This is a genomic window from Amycolatopsis sp. NPDC021455, from assembly GCF_040640995.1.
In the GTDB taxonomy this organism is placed as follows: Bacteria; Actinomycetota; Actinomycetes; order Mycobacteriales; family Pseudonocardiaceae; genus Amycolatopsis.
In genome coordinates this window covers 433,703-455,772 of the sequence record NZ_JBFACT010000001.1, presented here as the reverse complement: position 1 = coordinate 455,772, position 22,070 = coordinate 433,703, and the positions used below count along the sequence as shown (strand labels likewise).

21 protein-coding genes are annotated in these 22,070 nt (G+C 72.0%); 4 read left to right on the top strand and 17 right to left on the bottom strand.

Going from position 1 to position 22,070, the window contains the following annotated elements:
- Positions 1-136 precede the first annotated feature (136 nt).
- The 5 genes from ugpC to glmS are packed head-to-tail and all read right to left on the bottom strand — an operon-like array spanning position 137 to position 6,883.
- On the bottom strand, positions 137-1,228 hold the full coding sequence (gene ugpC, locus AB0G28_RS02460; RefSeq protein WP_361082142.1) for a sn-glycerol-3-phosphate ABC transporter ATP-binding protein UgpC: 1,092 nt from the start codon (positions 1,226-1,228) through the stop codon (positions 137-139).
- Between the two features lie 3 nt (positions 1,229-1,231).
- Positions 1,232-2,677 carry a xylulokinase gene (xylB, locus tag AB0G28_RS02455; RefSeq protein ID WP_361082140.1) on the bottom strand — a complete coding sequence of 482 codons (1,446 nt, stop codon included), beginning with the start codon at positions 2,675-2,677 and terminating at the stop codon, positions 1,232-1,234.
- Complete coding sequence (locus AB0G28_RS02450) at positions 2,667-3,500, bottom strand: DeoR/GlpR family DNA-binding transcription regulator (RefSeq protein WP_361082138.1); 834 nt, start codon at positions 3,498-3,500, stop codon at positions 2,667-2,669. Before AB0G28_RS02450 ends, xylB begins: the two co-directional genes overlap by 11 nt.
- A gap of 56 nt (positions 3,501-3,556) precedes the next feature.
- The gene (locus AB0G28_RS02445; protein ID WP_361082136.1) at positions 3,557-5,002 is read right to left on the bottom strand and encodes an NAD(P)H-hydrate dehydratase; all 1,446 of its coding nucleotides are present in this window, start codon (positions 5,000-5,002) and stop codon (positions 3,557-3,559) included.
- Positions 5,003-5,020: 18 nt separating this feature from the next.
- Positions 5,021-6,883 carry a glutamine--fructose-6-phosphate transaminase (isomerizing) gene (glmS, locus tag AB0G28_RS02440; RefSeq protein WP_361082134.1) on the bottom strand — a complete coding sequence of 621 codons (1,863 nt, stop codon included), beginning with the start codon at positions 6,881-6,883 and terminating at the stop codon, positions 5,021-5,023.
- A 273-nt stretch (positions 6,884-7,156) separates the two neighbouring features.
- Here glmS and AB0G28_RS02435 point away from each other — a divergent pair, with 273 nt between their 5' ends.
- Entirely contained in the window at positions 7,157-7,981 is an 825-nt protein-coding gene (locus AB0G28_RS02435; RefSeq protein ID WP_361082132.1) for an alpha/beta hydrolase, read from the top strand.
- A gap of 13 nt (positions 7,982-7,994) precedes the next feature.
- Here AB0G28_RS02435 and AB0G28_RS02430 read toward each other — a convergent pair whose 3' ends face one another.
- The 5 genes from AB0G28_RS02430 to AB0G28_RS02410 form a co-directional block, all read right to left on the bottom strand.
- The gene (locus tag AB0G28_RS02430) at positions 7,995-8,522 is read right to left on the bottom strand and encodes a hypothetical protein (protein ID WP_361082130.1); all 528 of its coding nucleotides are present in this window, start codon (positions 8,520-8,522) and stop codon (positions 7,995-7,997) included.
- Between the two features lie 14 nt (positions 8,523-8,536).
- Positions 8,537-10,978, bottom strand: coding sequence for a hypothetical protein (locus AB0G28_RS02425; protein ID WP_361082128.1), 2,442 nt, complete (start codon positions 10,976-10,978; stop codon positions 8,537-8,539).
- Positions 10,978-11,334: a hypothetical protein gene (locus AB0G28_RS02420; RefSeq protein WP_361082126.1), complete on the bottom strand. Its 357-nt coding sequence runs from the start codon at positions 11,332-11,334 to the stop codon at positions 10,978-10,980. The genes AB0G28_RS02425 and AB0G28_RS02420 overlap by 1 nt, the downstream gene beginning before the upstream one ends.
- Before the next feature lie 90 nt (positions 11,335-11,424).
- A complete protein-coding gene (locus AB0G28_RS02415; protein ID WP_361082124.1) occupies positions 11,425-11,703 on the bottom strand; it encodes an acyl carrier protein in 279 nt (92 codons plus the stop codon).
- 26 nt (positions 11,704-11,729) lie between these two features.
- The gene (locus AB0G28_RS02410) at positions 11,730-13,367 is read right to left on the bottom strand and encodes a fatty acyl-AMP ligase (RefSeq protein WP_361082122.1); all 1,638 of its coding nucleotides are present in this window, start codon (positions 13,365-13,367) and stop codon (positions 11,730-11,732) included.
- A gap of 14 nt (positions 13,368-13,381) precedes the next feature.
- On the opposite strand from AB0G28_RS02410, the gene AB0G28_RS02405 reads away from it, so the two are divergent.
- Positions 13,382-14,305 (top strand): cytochrome P450, encoded by a 924-nt coding sequence (locus AB0G28_RS02405; protein ID WP_361082120.1) that lies wholly within the window; start codon positions 13,382-13,384, stop codon positions 14,303-14,305.
- A 3-nt stretch (positions 14,306-14,308) separates the two neighbouring features.
- Here AB0G28_RS02405 and glmM read toward each other — a convergent pair whose 3' ends face one another.
- The 3 genes from glmM to rplM all read right to left on the bottom strand — a co-directional run bounded on the left by glmM (position 14,309) and on the right by rplM (position 16,783).
- Entirely contained in the window at positions 14,309-15,643 is a 1,335-nt protein-coding gene (gene glmM, locus AB0G28_RS02400) for a phosphoglucosamine mutase (protein WP_361082118.1), read from the bottom strand.
- 172 nt (positions 15,644-15,815) lie between these two features.
- Positions 15,816-16,316, bottom strand: a complete 501-nt coding sequence (gene rpsI, locus AB0G28_RS02395) for a 30S ribosomal protein S9 (RefSeq protein ID WP_004560139.1) — start codon at positions 16,314-16,316, stop codon at positions 15,816-15,818.
- A gap of 14 nt (positions 16,317-16,330) precedes the next feature.
- Entirely contained in the window at positions 16,331-16,783 is a 453-nt protein-coding gene (gene rplM / locus AB0G28_RS02390) for a 50S ribosomal protein L13 (RefSeq protein ID WP_004560141.1), read from the bottom strand.
- Between the two features lie 259 nt (positions 16,784-17,042).
- On the opposite strand from rplM, the gene AB0G28_RS02385 reads away from it, so the two are divergent.
- Positions 17,043-17,936: a hypothetical protein gene (locus AB0G28_RS02385; protein WP_361082116.1), complete on the top strand. Its 894-nt coding sequence runs from the start codon at positions 17,043-17,045 to the stop codon at positions 17,934-17,936.
- A 29-nt stretch (positions 17,937-17,965) separates the two neighbouring features.
- On the top strand, positions 17,966-18,655 hold the full coding sequence (locus tag AB0G28_RS02380) for a DUF4333 domain-containing protein (RefSeq protein ID WP_361082114.1): 690 nt from the start codon (positions 17,966-17,968) through the stop codon (positions 18,653-18,655).
- Positions 18,656-18,748: 93 nt separating this feature from the next.
- On the opposite strand, the gene AB0G28_RS02375 is transcribed toward AB0G28_RS02380, so the two are convergent.
- The 4 genes from AB0G28_RS02375 to AB0G28_RS02360 form a co-directional block, all read right to left on the bottom strand.
- A complete protein-coding gene (locus tag AB0G28_RS02375) occupies positions 18,749-19,036 on the bottom strand; it encodes a WXG100 family type VII secretion target (RefSeq protein ID WP_361082112.1) in 288 nt (95 codons plus the stop codon).
- 57 nt (positions 19,037-19,093) lie between these two features.
- Positions 19,094-19,414: a WXG100 family type VII secretion target gene (locus AB0G28_RS02370; protein WP_361082110.1), complete on the bottom strand. Its 321-nt coding sequence runs from the start codon at positions 19,412-19,414 to the stop codon at positions 19,094-19,096.
- A gap of 252 nt (positions 19,415-19,666) precedes the next feature.
- Positions 19,667-20,014, bottom strand: coding sequence for a hypothetical protein (locus tag AB0G28_RS02365; protein ID WP_361082108.1), 348 nt, complete (start codon positions 20,012-20,014; stop codon positions 19,667-19,669).
- 14 nt (positions 20,015-20,028) lie between these two features.
- A complete protein-coding gene (locus AB0G28_RS02360; protein WP_361082106.1) occupies positions 20,029-22,035 on the bottom strand; it encodes a type VII secretion-associated protein in 2,007 nt (668 codons plus the stop codon).
- Positions 22,036-22,070: the final 35 nt, after the last annotated feature.

Sequence of the window (22,070 nt, the reverse complement as noted above, 5' to 3'; positions counted from 1 at the left end):
CTCCCTGCACCCCGATACGAAGCCAGAACACGGCCGGTAGTGCCGGGTCAAGGCACGCTTTCCCGCCTTGACGCGGTGCTACCGGCCGTAGTCACAATCCGGCTTCGGGGTGGTGGGGGTTATCGACCGCTGCCGGTCAGGGCAGGCGCGCACCCGATGTGGCGGAGAACACGTGCAGCTCGTCCGGGCGGATGCGCAGGTGCAGCGTGTCGCCCATGGCGGGCGGCGTGCGGGGGTCCACGCGGGCGACGATGTTGGACTTCGTGCCCTCGGCGTCCGTCTCGGCCAGCTTGCCGTAGACGTACGCGTCCGAGCCGAGCTCCTCGACCAGGTCGACCTTGATCGGCACCGAGTCGGGGCCCTCGGTGGTCACTTCCAGGGACTCCGGCCGGAAGCCGAGGGTCACCGTGTCGCCGTCCGCGGCCGCGATGACCTCGCGGGTCAGGGCCACGCTGCCGCCGCCCAGCTCCGCGCCGTCCGCCGTCAGCTTCGCGGTCACCAGGTTCATCGCCGGGGAGCCGATGAAGCCCGCGACGAAAGCGTTTGCGGGCTTGTCGTACAGCGCGCGCGGGGTGTCGCACTGCTGCAGCAGGCCGTCCGACAGCACCGCGACGCGGTCACCCATCGTCATGGCCTCGACCTGGTCGTGCGTGACGTACACCGTCGTGACGCCTAGGCGGCGCTGCAGCGCGGCGATCTGCGTACGCGTCGACACACGCAGCTTGGCGTCGAGGTTCGACAGCGGCTCGTCCATGAGGAAGACCTGCGGCTCGCGGACGATCGCGCGGCCCATCGCGACGCGCTGGCGCTGACCACCGGAGAGCGCTTTCGGCTTGCGGTCGAGGTACTGCTCGATGTCCAGCAGCTTCGCCGCCTCGAGGACCTTCTGCTTGATCTCGGACGCGGGCCGCCCGGCGATCTTCAGCGCGAAGCCCATGTTCTGCGCGACCGTCATGTGCGGGTACAGCGCGTAGTTCTGGAACACCATCGCGATGTCGCGCGAACGCGGCGGCAGCTGGGTGACGTCGCGGTCGCCGATCCAGACGGCGCCCTCGTCGATGTCCTCGAGCCCGGCGAGCATGCGCAGGCTGGTCGACTTGCCGCAGCCGGACGGGCCGACCAGCACGAGGAACTCGCCGTCGGCGATCTCCAGGTCCAGCGCGTCGACCGCGGGCCGCTCGGCGCCGGGGTAGCGGCGGGTCGCCTTGTCGTAGGTGATGGAAGCCATCGGTCAGTCCTCTCCGAGATTCCGCCGGACCCCGTACGCCGCTTCGCGGGCTTCGAGGTGGCGCTGCTGGATCCGGTGGCCCTCGGCGCGCTGCGCCTCGGTCGGCTCGTCCAGCTCGAGCCGAAGTTTCCGGTTCTCCTGCCAGGACGGGGGTTCCGCGCTGGAAGACTGCGTCGACGAAGCCAGGGCCCACGCCGCCTGCCGCGCCGCGCCCAGCGCGACGTACTCGGCGACTTCGGGCAGCTGCACGGGTACGCCGAAGACGATCGGCGCGACCGCGCGGACGGCGGCCGACTGCGCGCCACCGCCGATCAGCAGCACTCGCTGGACGTCGAGGCCGTGCGCGCGCACCGCGTCGAGACCGGCGGCGAGGCCGCAGAGCATGCCTTCGACGGCGCTGCGCGCGAGGTTCTGCGGCGTCATGTTGTCCCTGGTCAAACCCCCCAGGGAGCCGGTGGCGCCCGGCAGATTCGGGGTGCGCTCGCCGTCCAGGTAGGGCAGGAAGGTCAGGCCCCCGGAGCCCGGTTCGGCGGTCAGGGCGAGCCGATCGAACTCGCCCAGGGTCGCGCCGAGCATCGACGCCGTCGCGGTGAGGACGCGGGCGGCGTTGAGCGTGCAGGCCAGCGGGAGGAAGCGGCCGGTGGCGTCGGCGAACCCGGCGACCTCGCCGGACGCGTCGGCCGCGCCGGTCTCGGCGACGCCGAACACGGTGCCGCTGGTGCCGAGCGACACGACGACGTCGCCGGGCCGCAGTTCCAGCCCGAGCGCGGCGGCCATGTTGTCGCCCGTGCCCGCCGAAACGAGCACGCCGTCCGAGGTGTGGCCGGCCGCGTCGGCCGGGCCGAGCACGGTCGGCAGCTCCGGCGTCCGGCCGCCGAAGGCGTGGCTCAGGACGTCGGGGCGGTAGGCGTTGTCGGACGGCGAGAAGTAGCCGGTGCCGGACGCGTCGCCGCGGTCGGTGACCGGGTCGCCGCCGGTGAGCTTCCAGGTCAGCCAGTCGTGCGGCAGCAGCACGCGGGCGACGCGGTCGGCGAGCTTCGGCTCGTTCTCGGCCAGCCAGCGCAGCTTCGTCACGGTGAAGCTGGCGACCGGCACCGAGCCGACGGACTTCGCCCAGACCGACGGGCCGCCCAGCTCGTCGACGAGGTCGAGGGCCGCCTGCGCCGAGCGCGTGTCGTTCCAGAGCAGCGCCGGCCGGACGACCTCTCCTTGGTCGTCGAGGGTGACCATGCCGTGCTGCTGACCGCCGACGCCGATGGCCTTGACGTCGTCGAGCAGGCCGTTGGACGCCTCGCCGAACGCCTCCCACCAGGCGTCGGGGTGCACCTCGGTGCCCTCGGGGTGCGGCGCGCGGCCGGTGCGGACGATCTCGCCGGTGGCGGCGTCGCACACGACGACCTTGGTCGACTGGGTGGACGAGTCGATGCCGGCGACCAGTTCAGCTGTCATAGGGCTGCCCCTCTGCGACGTGTTCGACGATCTCGATCGCGGTGCCCGCGTTGAGCGCGGCCTCGATCTCCTCGGTGGGCGTGGCCTGGCCCGTGATCAGCAGGTCGTAGTCGCCGACGTCGCCGTGCGCGTAGGTCGCGGTGCGGCCGAACTTCGAGTGGTCGACGACGAGGACGTTGTGGTTCGCGACCTTGAGGGCCGCCTTCTTCAGCTCGGCGTAGTCGCGGTCCGGGTGGAAGAGCCGTCCGACGGCGACGGCGGTGACCGAGACGAACGAGACGTCGGCGCGGATGGAGTCCAGCAGGCCGAGCACCTCGGGACCGGCGCAGGAGTCGTACTCGTGGCTGTAGCGGCCACCGGCGAGGACGACGTCGACCTTGGGCCCGAGCAGGCGGGCGGCGTGCAGCGAGTTGGTGACGACGGTGAGGGCGTCGATCTCGGCCAGGCGCTTGACCAGCGGCAGGAGGGTCGTTGAGTCGTCGACGAAGACGGTCTGGCCGGGCTGGACGTGCTTGGCCGCGGCTTCGCCGAGCGCGTCCTTCTCGCCGTGGTGGAGGGTGTCGCGGAAGCGGGCGGCGGTCTCGATGGTGAGCGCCGGGTAGGCCTCGACCTTGCCGCGGAGCTTGCGCAGGAGCCGGCGTTCGGCCAGGTCGTCGAGGTCGCGGTGCATGGTCATCAGGCTGACCTTGAACTTCGACGTCAGGTCGTCGATGCGGGCTTCACCCTGCTCGATGACGTGGTCGAGGATGTCCTGCCGCCGCTGTTCGACGACGGCATCGGACGGCCGGGTCTTCCGGTCTCCGGGTGCTGTGCCGCCGCTCACACAGACTTCTTACCAGATTTATCCCGCGAAGTTAACAGAGAACTCGATAACTCTTCTCAGGGTGTCAGCGAGCGGATCGAGCGGATGGCCTCCGGGATGGCGTGGACCAGGCCGGACGCCGAAGTCGGGGCGTTCTGGGCCGCGATCGCGCCCGCCAGCGAGTGCACGTGGGCGGCCATCGACGCCGCCAGCCACGGGTCGAGGCCGGCCGCCAGCAGCGCGCCGACCAGGCCCGACAGCACGTCGCCCGAGCCCGCCGTCGCCAGCCACGCGCCGCGCGGGGTGTTCACCGCGGTCCGGCCGTCCGGGGCCGCGATCACCGTGCAGTGGCCTTTCAGCAGCACCACCGCGTCGTACTTCTTCGCCGCTTCGCGCGCCGCCGTCACGCGGTCCGGGCCCGGTGCCCGGCCCATCAGGCGCTCGTACTCGCCCGCGTGCGGAGTCAGGACCAGCGGCGTGTCCGGGTCGCGCGCGTCGAGGACGTCCGGGGACTTCGCGATGATCGTCGTCGCGTCGGCGTCCGCGCACACCGGGACGCCCTGGCCGAGGACGTACCGAAGCACGTCACGGCCTTCGGAGCCGGTGCCGATGCCGGGGCCGACCGCCCACGCCTGGACGCGTCCGGCGTCCGCGACCGTGCCCGTCGCGATGATCTCCGGCCACTGCCCGCGGACGACGTCCGCCGCGTGGCCCGCATACCGCACGAGACCCGAAGTCGCGCGGACCGCCGAACCCGCGGCCAGCACCGCCGCGCCCGGGTAGGTCGCCGAGCCCGCCGCGACGCCGACGACGCCCTGGCTGTACTTGTCGTCCTCCGGGCCGGGTACCGGCCAGGCCGCGGCGACGTCCACTATGTCGAGCCGCTCGAGCGACGGCTCGCCCAGCTCCGGGCCCAGGCCGATGTCGACCAGCACCACTTCACCGCACCACGACGGCGCCAGCGCGTGCACCGGCTTGAGGCCGCCGAACGTCACCGTGCGGGTCGCCTTGACCGCCGGGCCGTCGACCGCGCCGGTGTCCGGGTCGACGCCGCTGGGCAGGTCGACCGCCACGATCGGCGCCTCGACCAGCTCGACGAGCCGTGCGGCGTCCGGCCGCAGCGAGCCGCTGGCGGAGATGCCGACGATCCCGTCGACCACGACGTCGGCCCGGGCGATCCACTGTGGACCGTCCTCGGCGGACACCGCCCGGCCGCCGGCGCGCTTCAGCGCTTTCAGCCCGGCGGCGTGCGCCTTCTCGGGCTTGAGCAGGATCGCCGTGACGGCGACTCCGCGGCGGCGCAGGAACGCCCCGGCCCACAGCGCGTCACCGCCGTTGTCGCCGGAGCCGACCAGCAGCACGACCCGGCGGCCGGAAACGCCGCCGGTGTGGTCTTCGAGCAGGTCCGCGATCTGCACCGAGAGCCCGAACGACGCCCGCCGCATCAGCTCGCCCTCGGGCGTGACGGCGAAGAGCCGCCCCTCCGCCTCGCGAATCCGTTCCGTGGTCCAGATTCCCTGCACGGCGGGGCCTCCCGCGGGTTACTCGACAGTGACCGACTTGGCCAGGTTACGCGGCTTGTCGACGTCGTACCCGCGGGCGCGGGCGATCTCCGCGGCCAGCACCTGCAGCGGCACGGTGGACACCAGCGGCTGCAGCAGCGTCGGCACCGCGGGGACCTCGATGAGCTCGTCGGCGAACGGCCGGACGGTCTCGTCGCCCTCTTCGGCGATGACGATCGTGCGGGCGCCGCGGGCCTGGATCTCGCTGATGTTCGACACGAGCTTCGAGTGCAGCACCGCGCGACCCTTGGGCGAGGGCATCACGACGACGACCGGCAGGCCCTCTTCGATCAGCGCGATCGGGCCGTGCTTCAGCTCGCCGGCCGCGAAACCCTCGGCGTGCATGTACGCGAGTTCCTTGAGCTTCAGCGCGCCTTCGAGGGCGACCGGGAAGCCGACGTGCCGGCCGAGGAACAGGATCGCCTTCGAGTCGGCGATCCGGCGGCCGAGGTCCCGCACCTGCTCCACAGTGGACAGTACCTTCTGGACGGCCGCGGGCATGGCCTCCAGCTCGGCGAACTCGCGCGCGACCTCGTCCGGGTACTTCGTGCCGCGGGCCTGCGCCAGCGCCAGGCCGACCAGGTAGTTGGCCGCGATCTGGGCGAGGAACGCCTTGGTCGAGGCGACGCCGATCTCGGGCCCGGCGTGGGTGTAGAGGACGGCGTCGGACTCGCGCGGGATCTGCGCGCCGTTGGTGTTGCAGACGGCCAGGACGCGCGCCTTCTGCTCGCGCGCGTGCCGGACGGCTTCGAGCGTGTCCGCCGTCTCGCCGGACTGAGAGACGGCGACGACGAGCGTGTCGCGGTCGAGGACCGGGTCGCGGTAGCGGAACTCGCTCGCCAGCTCGACCTCGACCGGCAGCCGCGTCCAGTGCTCGATCGCGTACTTGGCGACCAGGCCGGAGTGGTAGGCCGACCCGCAGGCGACGACGAAGACCTTGTCGACGTCGCGGAGGTCCTGGTCGGAGATGCGCTGCTCGTCGAGGATGATCCGGCCGGACTCGAAGTGCCCGCGCAGCGTGTTGGCCAGCGCCTCGGGCTGCTCTTCGATCTCCTTGAGCATGAAGTACTCGTGGCCGCCCTTCTCGGCGGCGCTCAGGTCCCAGTCGACGGTGAACGGCTTGGCCTGGGCGGCGTCGCCGTGGAAGTCCAGGACGTCGTAGCCCTCGCGCGTGATGACGACGAGCTGGTCCTGGCCCAGCTCGACGGCCTCGCGGGTGTGCTCGATGAAGGCGGCGACGTCGGAGGCGACGAAGTGCTCGCCGTCGCCGACCCCGACGACCAGCGGCGACGACCGCCGCGCGGCCACGATCGTGTCCGGGTGGTCGGCGTGCGTCACGACCAGGGTGAACGCGCCTTCGAGCCGGCGGCAGACGGCGGCGACGCTGGCCGTGAGGTCGCCCTTGGTGTCGCCTTCGGTGTACGCGCGGGCCACGAGGTGCGCGGCGGTCTCGGTGTCGGTGTCGCTGGCCATCTCGACGCCGTCGGCTTCCAGCTCGGCGCGGAGGGTGGCGAAGTTTTCGATGATGCCGTTGTGCACGACGGCGACGCGCTGCGAGGCGTCCCGGTGCGGGTGCGAGTTGCGGTCGATCGGCGCGCCGTGGGTGGCCCAGCGCGTGTGCCCCATGCCGGCGGTGCCGCCGAAGTGCTCGCGGCCGACCTCGTCGAGCCGGGCTTCGAGGTTGGCCAGCCGGCCGGCCTTGCGCTCGACGGTCAGCGCACCGGCGCCGTCGAGGACCGCGACACCGGCCGAGTCGTAACCGCGGTACTCCATGCGCCGGAGCCCGCCGAGGACGACGTCCAGAGCCGGGCGGTGCCCGACATATCCCACGATTCCACACACGCGCACCAGCCTAACGAGGGACATTCAGCGGGCCGATGGGGTCCGGAAACGCCCCTTGACCTGCACAGACGCGTGCCATGGTGGTCCGGACCAATGCCCGGTCACCCACACGAGTGCCACGCCCCGAGCGCCCCAATGTGGCGTTGGTTGCGTCCAACGCACCGAACGCCACATTGGGTGCGTCCAACGCACCCAACGCCACATTGGGGCGTTTGAGACCTGCGGCGGGGCGGCGGCGAGCCGGGGGTGGGCAGGCACAGTAGGGTTCCCGCCATGGCCAGCAAGCCCAAGCAGCTGCTCGCGGAGTTGACGCACCCGGGTCCGCACGAGGTCCTGCGGGGCAACCTCGCCCTGGTCGGACTGCCCGGCGTGGTGTTCACGCCGCGCGCCGGCCTCGGCCTGCCCGCCGTCGCCTTCGGGCACGGCTGGCTGCAGCCGCCCGATCGGTACCGGCAGCTGCTGCGCCACCTCGCCAGCTGGGGCATCGTCGCCGCCGCGCCGGCGACGCAGCGGGGGCCGCTGCCGTCGCACCGGCTGCTCGCCGCCGACCTGCTGACCACCCTCGACGTCGTCACGACCGTCCGGCTCGGGCCGGACGGCATCAGCGTCGACCCGGCCAAGCTCGGCCTCGCCGGGCACTCCTCCGGCGGCGGCTCCGCCGTGCTCGCCGCCGCGCAGGACGCTCAGAGCGAAAACCCGCGGATCAAGGCCGTCGCCACGATCACCGCGGCCCAGACGCTGCCGCCGGCCACCGAGTTCGCGAAGCACATCACCGTGCCCGGCCTGCACCTCGCCGCGGAAGGCGACCTGGTCGCGCCGCCCGTCGCGCACGCCGAAGCGATCGCCGGCGCCTGGGGCGGCGACGACGTCCAGCTGCGCTTCCTCGGCAAGGCCTCCCACCTGGGCGTCACCGAAGGCAGGCACTGGTCCCAGGTGATCATGCACGGCAAGCCACACCGCGGGACCCAGAAACTCACCCGCGCGCTGTTCACGGCGTTCTTCCTGACGCACCTGACCGGCACGGACAAGTACCGGCCCCTGCTCGAAGCGGACGTCAAGCACGCGGCCATCGAACGCGAAGAAGAGCCCGCTCACTGAGCGGGCTCTTCCCTCAGTCGACCAGCCAGGAGTTGTTCGAGAAGTCGTCGTCGTCGAAGGACTCGGTACGGGCGTGCCGGGGACGGCGAGCCGGTGCGGACTGCGCCGGTGGCGGCTCGGGTGTGGGCGCCGGTGCGGCGTGCGCCGCCGGCGCCGGGTCGGGCACGCCGGGCACGGACGGCGCGATCGGTGGAGGCGGAGGCGCGACGGCTTCGTGCCGCGGCTCCGGCCGCGCATAGCGCGCGAACTCGTCGTCCGGGGCCGCCGCTTCGTCGTCTTCGGGGCCGAACGACATCGTGTGGTCGCGGTCGGCCACAGCCTTCTCGGTCAGCCAGCCGCCGGACTGCTGCTGCCGCTTGTTCAGCTCCTGCATGCGCTCGATGTAGCGCGCGTGCACCGCCGCGTCGCGCTTCATCGTCTCCAGCGCCGCGGCCTTGCCCTCTTCGACGTGCCGTTCGCGCAGCCCCCGCTGCTCCTGCTGTTCCCGGGTGGCCGTGGCCAGCGCGTTCATCGCGGCCGCCAACCTGTCCGCAGCGCTCATCGGTGCCTACCCCCTCATCGCTCGTAGCTGATCGAACGGTCGCCTTCGTCGTCCAGCGACCCGCTGATCCGCCCGCCGGACCCGCTGGTCTCGAAGACCGCGCCTTCGACGCGGTACTGGCTCGGGCCGCGCTGCTGGTCGCCCCCGCCGCCACCACCGGGTGCCCCGCCCATCATGCCGCCCATTCCGCCCATCATGCCCATGCCGGGCATCGAGCCGGACGACGAGGCGCCGCCCATCGGCGCCGACGCCATCGCGTGGTCCATCCCGGTGGGGGCCACGCCGAGCCCGACGTCCGCCGAGGCCACCGGCGTGGTGGCGCCGGTGGTGGCGCCCGCTTCGAGCGCGGTGCCCTCGCCGGTGATCGCGTTCCCGAAGCCCGCCGTCGTGGTCGCGTCGGCCGCGGCGCCACCACCGACGTCCGCGGTGCCGCCGGCCGATCCGCCGCCGCCCACCGCGCCGCCGCCGTCGCCGCCCGCACTCGCGTCGGCGGTCACAGCACCGGCGTCGACGCCGCCGGGAGCGCTGAAGCCGCCGGCCACGGCCGGGGTCGTCGGAGCTCCGGACGGGACCGGCTGGCCGTCCGCGGTCGCCGGCATCGTGGTGACCTTCTCCGGCTTGCCGTCCGCGCCGACCGGACCGGTGGCCTTGTCGCCGCCGGCGCCCTTGTCCTGCCCGTCGGTCTTCCCGTCGGCCTTCCCATCGGCCTTGGCGTCGCCGCTCTTGTCGTCGTCCAGGGTGTAGGTGGTCGGCTCGCCCTTGCCGTCGTCGACCGTCACCACGGTCGGCCCGTTCGGGCCGTCCGGCTGCTCGGCGGTGATCTTGAGGTTGCCGTCCTGGATGTGGATCTTGCCGTCCGGGCCCGGGTGGTACGCGCCATCGGGCCCCGGTTTGCCGTCCTTCGTGCCCTGCGGCCCGAAGTCGCCGGGCTTGCCGTCCTTGCCGTCGGCCCCGGCGGCGCCGTCCTTGGCCTCGCCGTCCTTCGGGGTGTCGAAGTCGAGCTTGTAGTCCTTCGGGTGACCCTTGCCGTCGTCGACCTTGACGTCCATCTTGCCGTCCTGGTCGGGCTCGGTCATCGAGATCTTGTTGTCGCCCTTCTGGACCGTGACGCTGTCGTGGTCGACGTCCTTGATCGTCTCCCCGGTCTTGGGGTCGATCGGGTAGGGCTGCCCGGTGTCCGGGTTGATCTCCAGCGGCTTGCCGGTGACGGGGTTCGTGCCGTCGCCGGGCTTGTGCTCCGGTTCGGCCGTGGGCGGCGGGGACGCCGACGGCGTCGTCGAGCCGCCACCGCCGGTCCCGCTGCCGCCACCCGTGCCACCCCCGGTGCCCGTCCCGGTTCCAGTCCCAGTCCCGGTGCCGGTCCCCGTCCCGGTGCCGTTTCCGTTGCCCTCACTGGGCTTCGGCGCACTGGCCGGGTCGGGGAACGGGTTCGTGTAGTCGGCCATGAACCGCGTCAGGGTGTGGAAGTGCTGGTTGATCGTGTCGGTGGTGTTCTTGCACAACGCCTTGAAAGCGTCGTAGCGCTTCCCGAAATCGGCCGCGAAGCTGCCCTTGAGCCACTGCTTCGCCGCGCCGATCGCGTAATCCTTGTTCTCGTCGTTCAGGCCCTTGTCGTCGTCGCGCAGCCGCTGCTCGAGGTTGTTGCCCGGGCACTCCGAATCCAGCCAGTGCGCGATGTCGAGCAGCTTCTCCTTCGAGTCGACCTTGCCGTTCGCGACCTCGATGACCTGCTTCGCGATGTACAGCGGCGCGGTGGCGACTTTGTCCGAACGCAGCTTCAGCACCTCGTCGACCTTCGTCTTCAACGAGGTGTAGATGTGCGTCATGGTCTCGGGCACGAGCTTCCCGACACCCTCCATCTGCGTCAGCAGTTCCTGCGCGTCGGGCTGGATGCGCTGCTCGTACTTGACCTTGGCCGCCTTGGCGCCGTCGCCCTTCCAATCGTGGAACAGCGTGTTCAGCGAGTTCGTGGCGTCGGTGCGGGTCTGGTCGACGACCTGGTGTGCCTTGGTCATGTCCTCGACCTCGTCGAGGAACTTCTGGAAGTCGATCTCCCGGTTCTCGTGGAACTTGTCCCAGACGTCCTTCTTGGAGTCGATGGCGCCCGGGCAGTCCGGCATCTTGTTCCAGACCTCGCCCGACCACTGCGAGAAGAAGTCGAGCGCGGGGTTGCCGAGGTCGAGCACCTCGTCGGACTTCGTGACGCCGACGCCGCCCACCGCGGGCGGCGTCTGGGCCTGCAGGTCCTGCTCCGCGTTCTTGGCGGCGTCGTTCTGCGCCTTGTCGGCCTGGGCATTCGAGTCGTGCTCGGCCTTGGCCTTGGCGTAGGCCTGCTCCACGTCTCCGCCGCTGAAGCTGCCGAGGTAGAACGCGCTCTGGAGGGCGTCCTTGGTGCCCGCGGTGACGTACGGGTCGTCGAGCATGGCCTGGACCTCGGCCTGGGTGGGCTTGGCCATCAGTTCGCCCCCGCCTTCTTCGCGGCCGCCGCCTGCTGCTCCTCGTTCGCGGAGTACGAGGTCGCGGCCGTGCCGACGCCGCCGCCGAGCTGGGTCAGCTGGCCCGCGTACCCCTTCATGGCCGCGCCGATGCTGTCGATCCCGGCCTTGTAGTCGTTGAAGTACTGGCCGTGGACGCGGCCGAAGGACTGCTGGGCCAGCGGAGTCGGCGCCACCTTGCCCGCCTGGCTGGTGGTCTTCTCGGCGGCGCGTTCGAGCGCGGTCTGCGCCGTGAGCATCGCATCTGAACTCGCCTGGTAGCCGCCGTCCGGCATGACCAGCGCCCCCTCCTCGTAGGTGAAACCTTCGCCCCGCACTGTCCCGACTACGACGCACGCCGACGGCCTGCGGTTTCATCGCACAGGCACACAGAATGTACCGAGCGGCCGTCCGGGCCGCCCGGGCCTTCACCCGGTCCGTTGCGCCAAGTGGACCACGGGCCGGTCGCCTTCGATCGTGTCCGCGAGCACCTCGGCGGCGTTGCGGATGTCGACCAGCCGGTCGAGCTCGTCGAGGTCGATTTCGAGACCGAACTCGACCTCGACCTCCACGAGCAGCCTGACCCGCTGCCGCGAGTCGACACCCATTTCGGCGAACGGGGTGTCCACGTCGACCGTCGCGGGATCGACGTCGAACACCCGGCACACCAGGGCGGTGATCCGGTCGAAGTAGTCCGCGGCGGGCATGCACCGATTGTGACTCATGCCCGCACTCAGCGGGGCCGTTTGGCCCAAAAGCGGGTCCTGGCCGCCGACCGGGACACCTTCCCGCTCGAGGTCCGCGGCAACGAGCCGGGCTTGACCAGCAGGAACTCGTGCACCCGGAGGTCGTGGCCGGTGACGACGGCCCGCTTGGCCGCCCGCGCCACCTCGTCTTCGGACACGCCCGCGGCGCCGCGAGCGCGTTCGGCGACGACCACCAGCTTCTCCCCCGCCGGGTCGTCCACGCCGAACGCGGCGATCGGGCCCAGCGCGGGGTGGGCCGCGGCGACGGTCTCCTCGATGTCCTGGGGGTAGTGGTTGCGGCCGTCCACGATCACCAGGTCGCGGATCCGCCCGGTGACGTAGAGCCGCTCGCCGTCCCAGCGGCCGAGGTCGCCGGTGCACAGCCAGCCGTCCTCGCCGTCGAGCCGTCCGCCGAAGACCTCCGCGGTCAGCTCGGGACGGCGCCAGTAGCCGTCGGCGACGTTGGGCCCGTGCACCCAGATTTCGCCGGTCTCGCCGTCCGGCACGACGATGGCGCGGCCGGGGTCGACGATGCGCAGCCGCTGACCGCGCGGCCGTCCGGCGGAGACCAGCTCACGGCCGTCGACCTCCGTCACGAACGGGCCCTTGGCATCGCCGCCGGCGACGAAAACGGTCCCCTCGGCCAGCCCGTACGACGGCCGGTACGCCCCGCGCGGGAACCCGTGGGGCTCGTACGCGTCGAGGAACGCCTCGACGGTCTTCGCGCGCACGGGCTCGCTGCCGTTGAGGGCGACGTGCACCCCGGACAGGTCGAACTCGCGGCGCCGCGCCTCGGGCACGGCGTCCACCAGCAGGTCGTAGGCGAAGTTCGGCGCCGCGGTGAGCGTCTTCGGGTACGCCGACATCATCGTCAGCCAGCGCGCCGGGCGGCGGATGAACTCCAACGGCGCCAGGAACACCGACCGGCCCCCGCTGTGCACCGGCCCGCAGACCAGCTGGATCAGCCCCATGTCGTGGAAGAAGGGGATCCAGCCGACGCAGGTGACCGCGGAGTCGACGGCGTAGGCGGCGCACACCTGCCAGCAGGCGGCGGCGAGCGCGCGGTGGCTGATCACGACACCGGCCGGGGACCGGGTGGTGCCGGAGGTGTACTGCAGGTAGGCCGGGTCCTCCGGGCGAACCGGGGCCGGCGGGAACTCGCCCGCCCCGGCCAGGGCGTCGACCGCGACGATCGCACGCGGAGGCGGCACGTCGGGCAGCTCGCGAACCTTCTCCAGCAGCGGCTCGGAAGTCAGCCAGACAGCGGCGTCGCAGTCGTTCAGCGCGCCGACGAGCCGCTCACGCTGCGCTCGCAGGTCCGGCGCCGACAGCGGGACGGCCACGGCACCGGCGTAGAGCGCACCGAAGAACGCCACGACGTACGACAGGTCCTGCCGCGCGATGATCGCGACGCGCTCGCCGGGCTCCACCAGTCCGCGCAGCGCCGCGGCGACGGCGCGGACCCGCACCAGCAGCTCGGCCCAGGTCAGCGTGCGCTCGGCGAGTTCGGCGCCGCGGGAGCAGTCGAGGTGGGTGTAGGCCGGGCGCGGGTCGGCGGTGCGGCCGGCCAGCCGGAGCGTCAGCGGGGTCACCAGCACGTCTTCGGGAACCTCGTCCGGCACCACGGCATCATACGAAGGTGGACGACTTCCTCGTACTGGACGCGCGAGCGGACCGGGCCGCCGTGCTCCGCGACCCGCGGCTGAGTTCGAGCCCGGACACGTCGGTCCCGGCGAACCTGCTGTTCATGGACGGCGAGGAGCACCGGCGGCTGCGGGAGGTCGTCAAGGAGGTCATCGCGCTGACCGAGCCGCTGCCCGCCGAGGTCGGGGCCGGCATCGAAGAGATCGTGACGACGCTGGCGGACCAGACCGAGTTCGACCTGGTGGCCGACTTCGGCCGGCCGGTGGCCGCGCTGGTCGCCGCCGCGGTGCTGGGCGCGGGCCCGTTCGACGACCGGTTTCTGGCGGCGCTCTCGAAGACCACGGCGAACCTGAACGTGTGGTCGGGCGAAGCGTCGCCCGCCGGCGACGTCGCGGCGCTGCGCGTGGCGATGTTCTTCCTGAAGGCACCGGCGTCCGAAGGCGGCGGGCTGGCCCTGCTGCGCCGCGCGTGCGCGGAGGGGCGGATCAGCGAGGACGAGCTGATGGTGACGCCGGTGATGCTCGCGCACGCGGCGTACGAGAACTCGATGAACTTCCTCGCGGTGGCCGGACTGGGCCTGGTGACGAGCCCGGGAACGTGCCCGGCCGAGGTGCGCGGGCTGGTCCAGGAAATCGCCCCGACCCGGTACGCGGCCCGGCGGGCGACGGCCGGATGCGCGGTCGCGGGCCGGACGCTGGCCCCGGGCGACAAGGTGGCGATCCCGCTCGGCGACGGCCTGGCCTTCGGCCTGGGCCGCCACGCCTGCCCGGGAGCGCGGGTGGCCGTGGCCGAGGGCGAGATCGCGCTGCGAGCGTTGTCGAAGGTCCTCGACGGCGGCTGCCGGGTGGGCGAGGTGAGCTGGAAGGAACACCCGGTGTTCCACGGCCTGGCGAAGGCCGTGGTCACCCGGACGAGCTAGGGGTCAGGAGACCGCGGAGACCACGCCGGCCAGCCGATCGGCCGCGGCCTGGGCCGTCGCCTGGGCCGGGGCCTCCACCATCACGCGCACCAGCTGCTCGGTCCCGGACGGACGCAGCAGCACCCGGCCTTCCTCGCCCAGCTCGGCTTCGACCTCGCCGACGGCGTCGCGGACCTCGGACGAGCCGGCCACCGCCGCCTTGTCCGCGACCGGGACGTTCACCAGCACCTGCGGCAGCCGGTTCATCACCGCCGCCAGATCGGCCAGGGACTTGCCCGTGGCGGCCATGCGGCTCATCAGGCGCAGCGCCGTCAGCAGGCCGTCGCCGGTGGTCGCGAAGGCCGGCAGCACGACGTGGCCGGACTGCTCGCCGCCGAGGGCGTACCCGCCCGCGCGCAGCTCCTCGAGCACGTACCGGTCACCCACCGCCGTCGTGACGACGGTGACGCCGTGGGCCTTCATCGCCAGGTGCAGACCGAGGTTGCTCATCACGGTCGCGACCAGCGTGTCCTTCGTCAGCTCGCCGGTCTCGGCCAGCGCGAGCGCCAGCACCGCCATGATCTGGTCGCCGTCCACCAGCTCGCCGGCGGAGTCGACGGCCACGCAGCGGTCCGCGTCGCCGTCGTGGGCGATCCCGAGGTCCGCGCCGTGGGCGACGACCGCCTCGCGGAGCTTCTCCGGGTGGTTGGACCCGCAGTGCTGGTTGATGTTGATGCCGTCCGGCTCGGCGTGCAGGGCGACGACCTCGGCGCCGGCCCGGCGGTAGATCTCGGGCGCGGCCGCGGCGGAGGCGCCGTTGGCGCAGTCGACGACCACCTTGAGCCCGGCGAGCGGGTGCGGGGTGGCGTCGAGCAGATGGGCGGCGTAGCGGTCGAGAGCGTCTTCGACGTCCGTGACGCGCCCCACGCCCGCACCGGTCGGGCGCACGGCGTCGGCGGACAGGCCGGCTTCGATCTCGTCCTCGATGCCGTCGGGGAGCTTGTGCCCGCCCGCGGCGAAGAGCTTGATGCCGTTGTCGGGCATCGGGTTGTGCGACGCGGAGATCATCACGCCCAGGTCGGCGTCGAGCGCGCCGACCAGGTAGGCGACGGCCGGCGTCGGCAGGACACCGACGCGGCGCACGTCGGCCCCGGCGGACGTGAGGCCGGCCACGACGGCGGCTTCCAGCATCTCGCCGCTGGCGCGCGGGTCACGGCCGACGACCGCGACCGGCCGGTGCGAACGGTCGTGCGCGGCGAGCACGCGGGCGGCGCTGGCCGCCAGCGCCATCGCCAGCTCCGGCGTCAGCTCGGCGTTGGCCAGGCCACGCACCCCGTCGGTCCCGAACAGGCGAGCCATCTGTCGACCTCCTTGTGCAACCACCACGACAACCTAGCGATCCTGACGGACCGCGATCCCCCGCCCCCGGATATCGCTCCGGCCGGTGAAAACGACACGGAACCCCGGAAACACCGGAGCGCCCATCCGATGGACGGATGGGCGCTCCGGTGAAGTGCGCCGGAAGGCGCGATCAGCGCTTGCTGTACTGCGGGGCCTTGCGGGCCTTCTTGAGGCCGTACTTCTTCCGCTCCGTGGCGCGCGCGTCACGGGTCAGGAAGCCGGCCTTCTTGAGGGCCGGGCGGTCGTCGGCGTCGACCTCGACGAGCGCGCGGGCGATCGCCAGGCGCAGCGCGCCGGCCTGACCCGAGACGCCGCCGCCCTTGAGGTTGGCGAAGATGTCGAAGGAGTCCGGCTTCTCGACCGTGACCAGCGGCTCGCGGATGAGCTGCTGGTGCACCTTGTTCGGGAAGTACTCCTCGAGGGTGCGGCCGTTGAGCTTGAACTCACCGGTGCCCGGGACGACCCGCACGCGGACGACGGCTTCCTTGCGGCGGCCGACGGTCTGGGCGTTGCCGCCGGCGGCACGCGACGGACGCGGCGCGGCGGGGGTCTCACTGGTCGCGACGGCGCCGGTCTCGGTCGCCTCGGTGGCCTCGACGACCTCGGGGGTCTCGGTCTCGGTGCTGGTCACAGACTGTTCCTCACTCACTGCGCGACCTGCGCGATCTTGGTGATCTCGCGCGCCTGCGGCTGCTGCGCGGCGTGCGGGTGCTGCGGGCCGGCGTACACCTTCAGCTTCTTCGCCTGGGCGCGGCCGAGCTTGTTCTTCGGCAGCATGCCCTTGACGACCTTCTCGACAAGGTGCTCGGGCTTGGTGTCCAGCAGCTCGCCGAACGAGCGCTTCCGCAGACCGCCCGGGTAACCGCTGTGCCGGTAGGCGAACTTCTGCTCGCGCTTGTTACCGGTGAGCGCGACCTTCTCGGCGTTGACGATGATGACGAAGTCACCGGTGTCCACGTGCGGGGCGTAGGTCGGCTTGTGCTTGCCGCGCAGCAGCGTGGCGACCTCGGTCGCCAGCCTTCCGAGCACGACATCCTCGGCGTCGATCACGTGCCAGGCACGAGTGACGTCGCCGGGCTTGGGGCTGTACGTGGGCAAGGGTCTACCTCGTCGTCAACATTGCGTGTGGGTTCTGTGCGGGCCTAGCGCTTACGCGCCGCAGCGCACAACGACATATGAAGATACCCCCACGGTCACCGCACCCGCGCATCGGGGGTGGTGGAAGCGCCCATACTAGGCTCCGGGCGGCCCGGGCGCAGCGGGCACTCTACCCGGTTTTCCCCGCGAAGTGCCTGCACGCACCGGCGCGACACGCGAGGATGGGACGATCCGGGGCACAGTCGAGCAGGGGACGGCGATGCGGAAACGACCGAAGGCGATCTTCGTCCTGGCTGCCCTCCTGGTCCTGGCCAGTGCCTGCGGCCAGGCGAGAGCGGGCACCGCGCTGCCGAAGGGCGACGACGCGGCGGACTACGTCGGCGCCAAGTTCGAGCAGGTGATCGGCAAGCTCTCCGACGCCATCACCGACACGCGCGACGTCACCAACTCGCTGGACGCCTACTTCAAGTTCGACGACAAGTGGATCCACAGCGTCGTCACGTCGGCCCGCACCGGAAGCCCGGAGAGCCGGGCGGTGCGGCACCGCTCGCTGAAGAACCCCGACGAGATCATCGACACGTACACCCCGGCCGACGGCGCGGTCGAGTACACCTACCTCGGCCCGGTCTACGTGCAGAAGGGCGTCTCCCCGACGGCGTGGGTTTCGATGCCGAAGCCCGAAGCGGGCACGCTCCTGCCGTGCGCCTGGGGCGGCGTGCTGACCCCGTGCAAGATGGCGGCCTCGGCCCTCGACGCCTACAAGGCCGACAAGCGCGCCGTGCGCGGGGCGAAGAGCCTCGGCGACGGCAAGACCGCGCTGACGGTGAACGTGCCGTTCGGGACCTTCGTCCAGAACCGGGTCGAGATCCTGCCGCAGAGCCTCCTCGACCAGGTCGGGCCGGAGCTGAAGAAGGCCGCAGTCCCGGCCACGATCACGCTGAACCCGGACGGCAGCCTGGTCTCCTTCGTCATGGACGCCAAGTTCGAGGGCGACGGCCACCGGCTCGAGCTCAAGTACGACTTCAAGTTCACCGGCCCGGCGAGCCTGCAGGACATGCCGAAGCTGCCGGACGCCGCCCAGATCACGGTGCTGCCGGACCGGGCGGCGATGAACGACTTCTACCGGCGGCTCGGCGAAGCGCAGGGCAGCTGAGGCGTGACCACGACCCGAGGTGATCTCCGATGACACCACCGTCCCAGCCGCCCGGCCCGCAGCAGCCGCAGTGGTGGCAGCCCCCGGCCGACCCGCGGGGCGCGCCGCCGCAGCCGGGCGTGTGGCAGCCCGAGCAGCAGGCGACCGGCCCGCACTCCGGCCAGTGGCAGCCGAACCCGGATCCGGGGTCGGTCACCGGCTCCGCCGGCGGTCCATGGCCGCCGGGAACGGGCTCGTTTTCGGGGCCGTGGCAGCCGGGGCAGCCGCCGAGCGGTCCGTGGCAGCCACCGTCCCAGCCCGTCCCGCCGCAGCCGCCGGTTCCGCAACCCGGTCAGTACGGCGGCGGGTTCCAGCCGACGCAGTACGGCGGCCTCGGCGCGTTCGCCACCGAGCCGGCGAAGAAACCGAAGTCGAAGAAACCGTTGCTGCTCGGCGGAATCGCCGTCCTGGTACTCGTCGCGGGTGGCGGCGCGGCGTGGTTGCTCGGCGCGTTCCGCGGGGACGTCCTGGAGCAACAGTCCCTTCAGGACGGTGTGGTGAAGGTCCTGAACGAGAACTACGGCGAGCCCGACGTGAAGAACGCCCAGTGCCCCGCGGACGAAGCCGCCGTGAACGGGACGACCTTCGACTGCACGGTCGCCATCGGCGGGCAGCAGAAGAAGGTCACCGTGCGCGTGCTCAACGACCGGCCGGAGTACGAGGTCGGCGCACCGCACTGATTTCCCTTCCCCGCGAACGGCTCTGTGGCCGAAAGGAAAACGGCGGGCCCCGCACCGGAGTGCGGGCCCGCCGTGGTTTCCGGGGCTACCGGCTCAGAACAGGCCTTCGACGGCCTTGTCGGTGGCCTGGTAGCCGTCGGCGATCTGCGGCAGGGCGGCGGCGATCTGCGCCAGGACCTGCTTCAGGTCCTCGAACCGCTGGTCCCAGTTGCGCTGGGCCTGGTCGTACTGCTCCTTCGCGGCACCGGACCAGGTGGTGATCAGCGGCTTGAGGTCGTCCTTCAGCTGGTCGAAAGCCTGCTGCAGCTCGCCACCGGTCGACTTGCAGTCATCGGCGGCCGCGTGGATCGTGGCATAACTGACCTTGATGCCCTCGGGCATGGCTCACTCCTCTTAAGCGTGAAAGTTCGGTGTTGACAGGGAAGTCGTGGCGAAGGCTCAGCCGAGCCGGTCGAAGCCCGCGTTGACCGCGCGCAGGATCTCCTGCTGCTCCTGCTCCGACTTCTCGTACTTCGAGCCGGCTTCCTTGAGCAGTTCGGCGATCTTCTGCAGCGCCTGGTTGATGCCGCGGGCGTCCTCGTCGAAGCGGGTCATGACGTTGTCGAACGCCTTCTGCGCCGCGCCCTCCCAGCCGGCGCGGGTGGCCTCGATGCGGTCGCGCAGCGTCGCCAGGTTGGTGTCCATCCCGGCGCGAACCTCGGTCACGCGCTGCTCGGCGTGGGTGAACTGTTCGACTGTCCCTGTGAATCCGCCAGCCATGCTGAAACCCCCTTCATGAGAGTGGTCGTCCGTACCAAGCTTGTTCGTCGTACGGCCCTTACGACGCAGACACTGCCATGTCCGGTTCCCCCTTGTCGTGGTTTGCCCGCAAGTAGTTGCTTGCGTGAACGCACCTGCCGGGAACCGATCGCCGCGGGTATTCCGGGCAGTCCCCGATTCAGCGACGCGTCACCCGGAAAAACGTTCCCCACCAGCGGAATTAACACACGCACAGCGAGCGCCGAGACGACGTCAGCGATCTCGTTTCATGATTCGCATCTGGGAAAAGTCTTCGTCGTCGTCACCCGGTCGAGGGGCATTGCCGGGAAGTTGCGAACGCGAAGGAACCGGATCGGGAACAGTCGGGACCGTCAGCCCGCGGGCCCGGCGGAACCGTTCGGCGGCCGCGCGCAACGAGCCGGGCGTCGGATCGGCCGATTTCGCCCCGCGCCCGCCGCTCTTGAGGAGCTCCGCGTTCTCGCTGTGCCGGCGTTGGCTGCGTGCTTTCGCGTTTCCGGCGACGCGGCGCGCGTGCGTCACCGCGTCCTGCCCGATCCGCTGGAAGGACGCCGCGGCGCTTTCGAATTCCCGGGACGGCACCGCGGGCCCCTCTCTCAGCTGACGATCTCGACCGTGCGCACGGCCTGCGCGCAGGCGGCGGCGACGCGGTCCCGGAGCGGGGCCGTGGCGTACTGGCACCCGACGTGGACCCGGATGCGGCCCTTCGCGACGACGTACCAGTCGACCTGCAGATCGGGCCGGTCCGGCTTGCTCTCGTGGTAGGAGATCACGGTCTTGCCGGCGTAGGCCAGGTTCGGGTTGAACGCGCTCCAGCGCGTGGGGTCGGCGTCGGCGCTGCGCTTGAGCTCGTCGGCGAGCTTCCCCGGGTCGGCGGTCGCGTCGTAGTCCATGACGTACTCCTGCGCGACCACGAGGTCGTTGCCGTCGCGCGCCTCCTGCGGGTGGATCACGACCTGCTTCTTGGCGACCTGGTCGTCGGTCTGGACCCAGTCCTCCGGGGCGACGAACTTGAAGTCGTACTGCGAGAGCGTCCGGCCGCTCTCGGCCTGGCTGCCGGCGCCGGACTTGCCGTAGACGAGGATGCCGCCGACGACGAGCGCGGCCACGACGACCACCGCGGCGACGACGATCCACCACAGCCGGCCCCGCGGCTTCGCGGTCGCTTCGGTCGCCCCGACGGGCCGGACGCCCGGCGCGGGCTGCCCGGCCGGCGGTGCGGGCGGGGTCCAGGGGCGGGCCACCGGCTGCCCGTGCGGTGGTGACGGCGGCGGGGGCGCCGGCCGGTTCGCGTTCGGCGGGAACCCGCCCGGCGCGGGTGGGGTGCGCGGCGGGTTCGGGCGCGGGGCGACGTCGCCGGGCCGGACGACCTCCGTGCGCTGCGCCGCCGGGCCGAGGGCGCCGCCGGGCACCGCGGCGAGCCGCGCCATCGCTTCGCCCGGGAGCGCGCCGGTGCGGTCCGGGTCCACCAGCACCGCCCGCAGCGCGCCGCGCGCGACGACCGTCTCGGGCTGGTCGAGGCTCGTCGGCACGATGCCGGTGCGTTCGTGCACCAGCCGCGAGATCATCGGGATCCGGCTGGACCCACCCACCAGGAAGATGGCCGTGAGCTGTTTCGGCCGCAGGCCGGCGTCGCCGATCGCCGCGACCGTCAGCTCCACCGCGCGGCCCAGCGGCGCCGCGATCAGCCGTTCGAGGTCCTCGCGGGTGACGTGCGCGTCGGCGAACGGCGGCGGCATCGGCACGTCGGTGTAGGCGTGCCGCGACAACGTCTCCTTCGCGCCCCGCACGTCCTGCCGCAGCACCCGGCGGCGGCGCCGGTCGGTCAGCTCCCGCCCTTCGACGAGCTGGCGCCACGCGTCCGGATCGGCCGCGGACACCAGCGAACCGACGTGCTCCAGCAGCGCCTGGTCGATGTCCGCGCCGCCGAACCCGGGGTCGCCCCGGGTGGCGAGGACCTGGAACCCGCCGCGCTGCGGACGCCCGGCGCGGTCCCGCGCGGTGTCCGGCGGCAGCCGCCGCACCACGCTGACGTCGACGGTGCCGCCGCCGAGGTCCAGCACCGCCAGTGCGTCACCGGGACGGCCGCTGAACTCCACGGTGCGGTCGTTCGTCACGTCCTGCGGCGCGAACGTCGCCGCGTGGTAGACCGCCGCCGCGACCGGCTCCGGGACCAGCGCGACCTCGCGCGCCAGCCCGCCGGCGGCCTGCCGCAGCAGCCGGGTGCGGATCGCACCCCAGTCCGCGGGGTGGGTCAGCACCAGCAGGTCCGCCTCGGCGTCCCCGGCCAGGCGGCGTGCTTCGGAAACCGCGCGCCCCAGCACGGCGTGCACGACGTCGGTCACCCGCAGGACGCTGTCGCCCAGCAGCAGCTCGCCTTCGTCGATCCGCCGCTTCGGGTTCGGCTCGTACCGCGACGGGTCGACGGCCGCCTGCCGCTCGGCCTCCTGGCCGACGAACAGCGTGCCGTCCGCGGCCGCGTACACGGCCGAGGACATCAGCGGCTGGCCGTCGATCACCACGACCTGCGGCTCGCGCCCGTTCACCGAGGCGACGACACAGGTGCTCGATGTCCCGAAGTCCACCGCAACCCGGACCGTCACCAGCAGCTCCCGCAGTATTCATTTCCCGCGCCCGC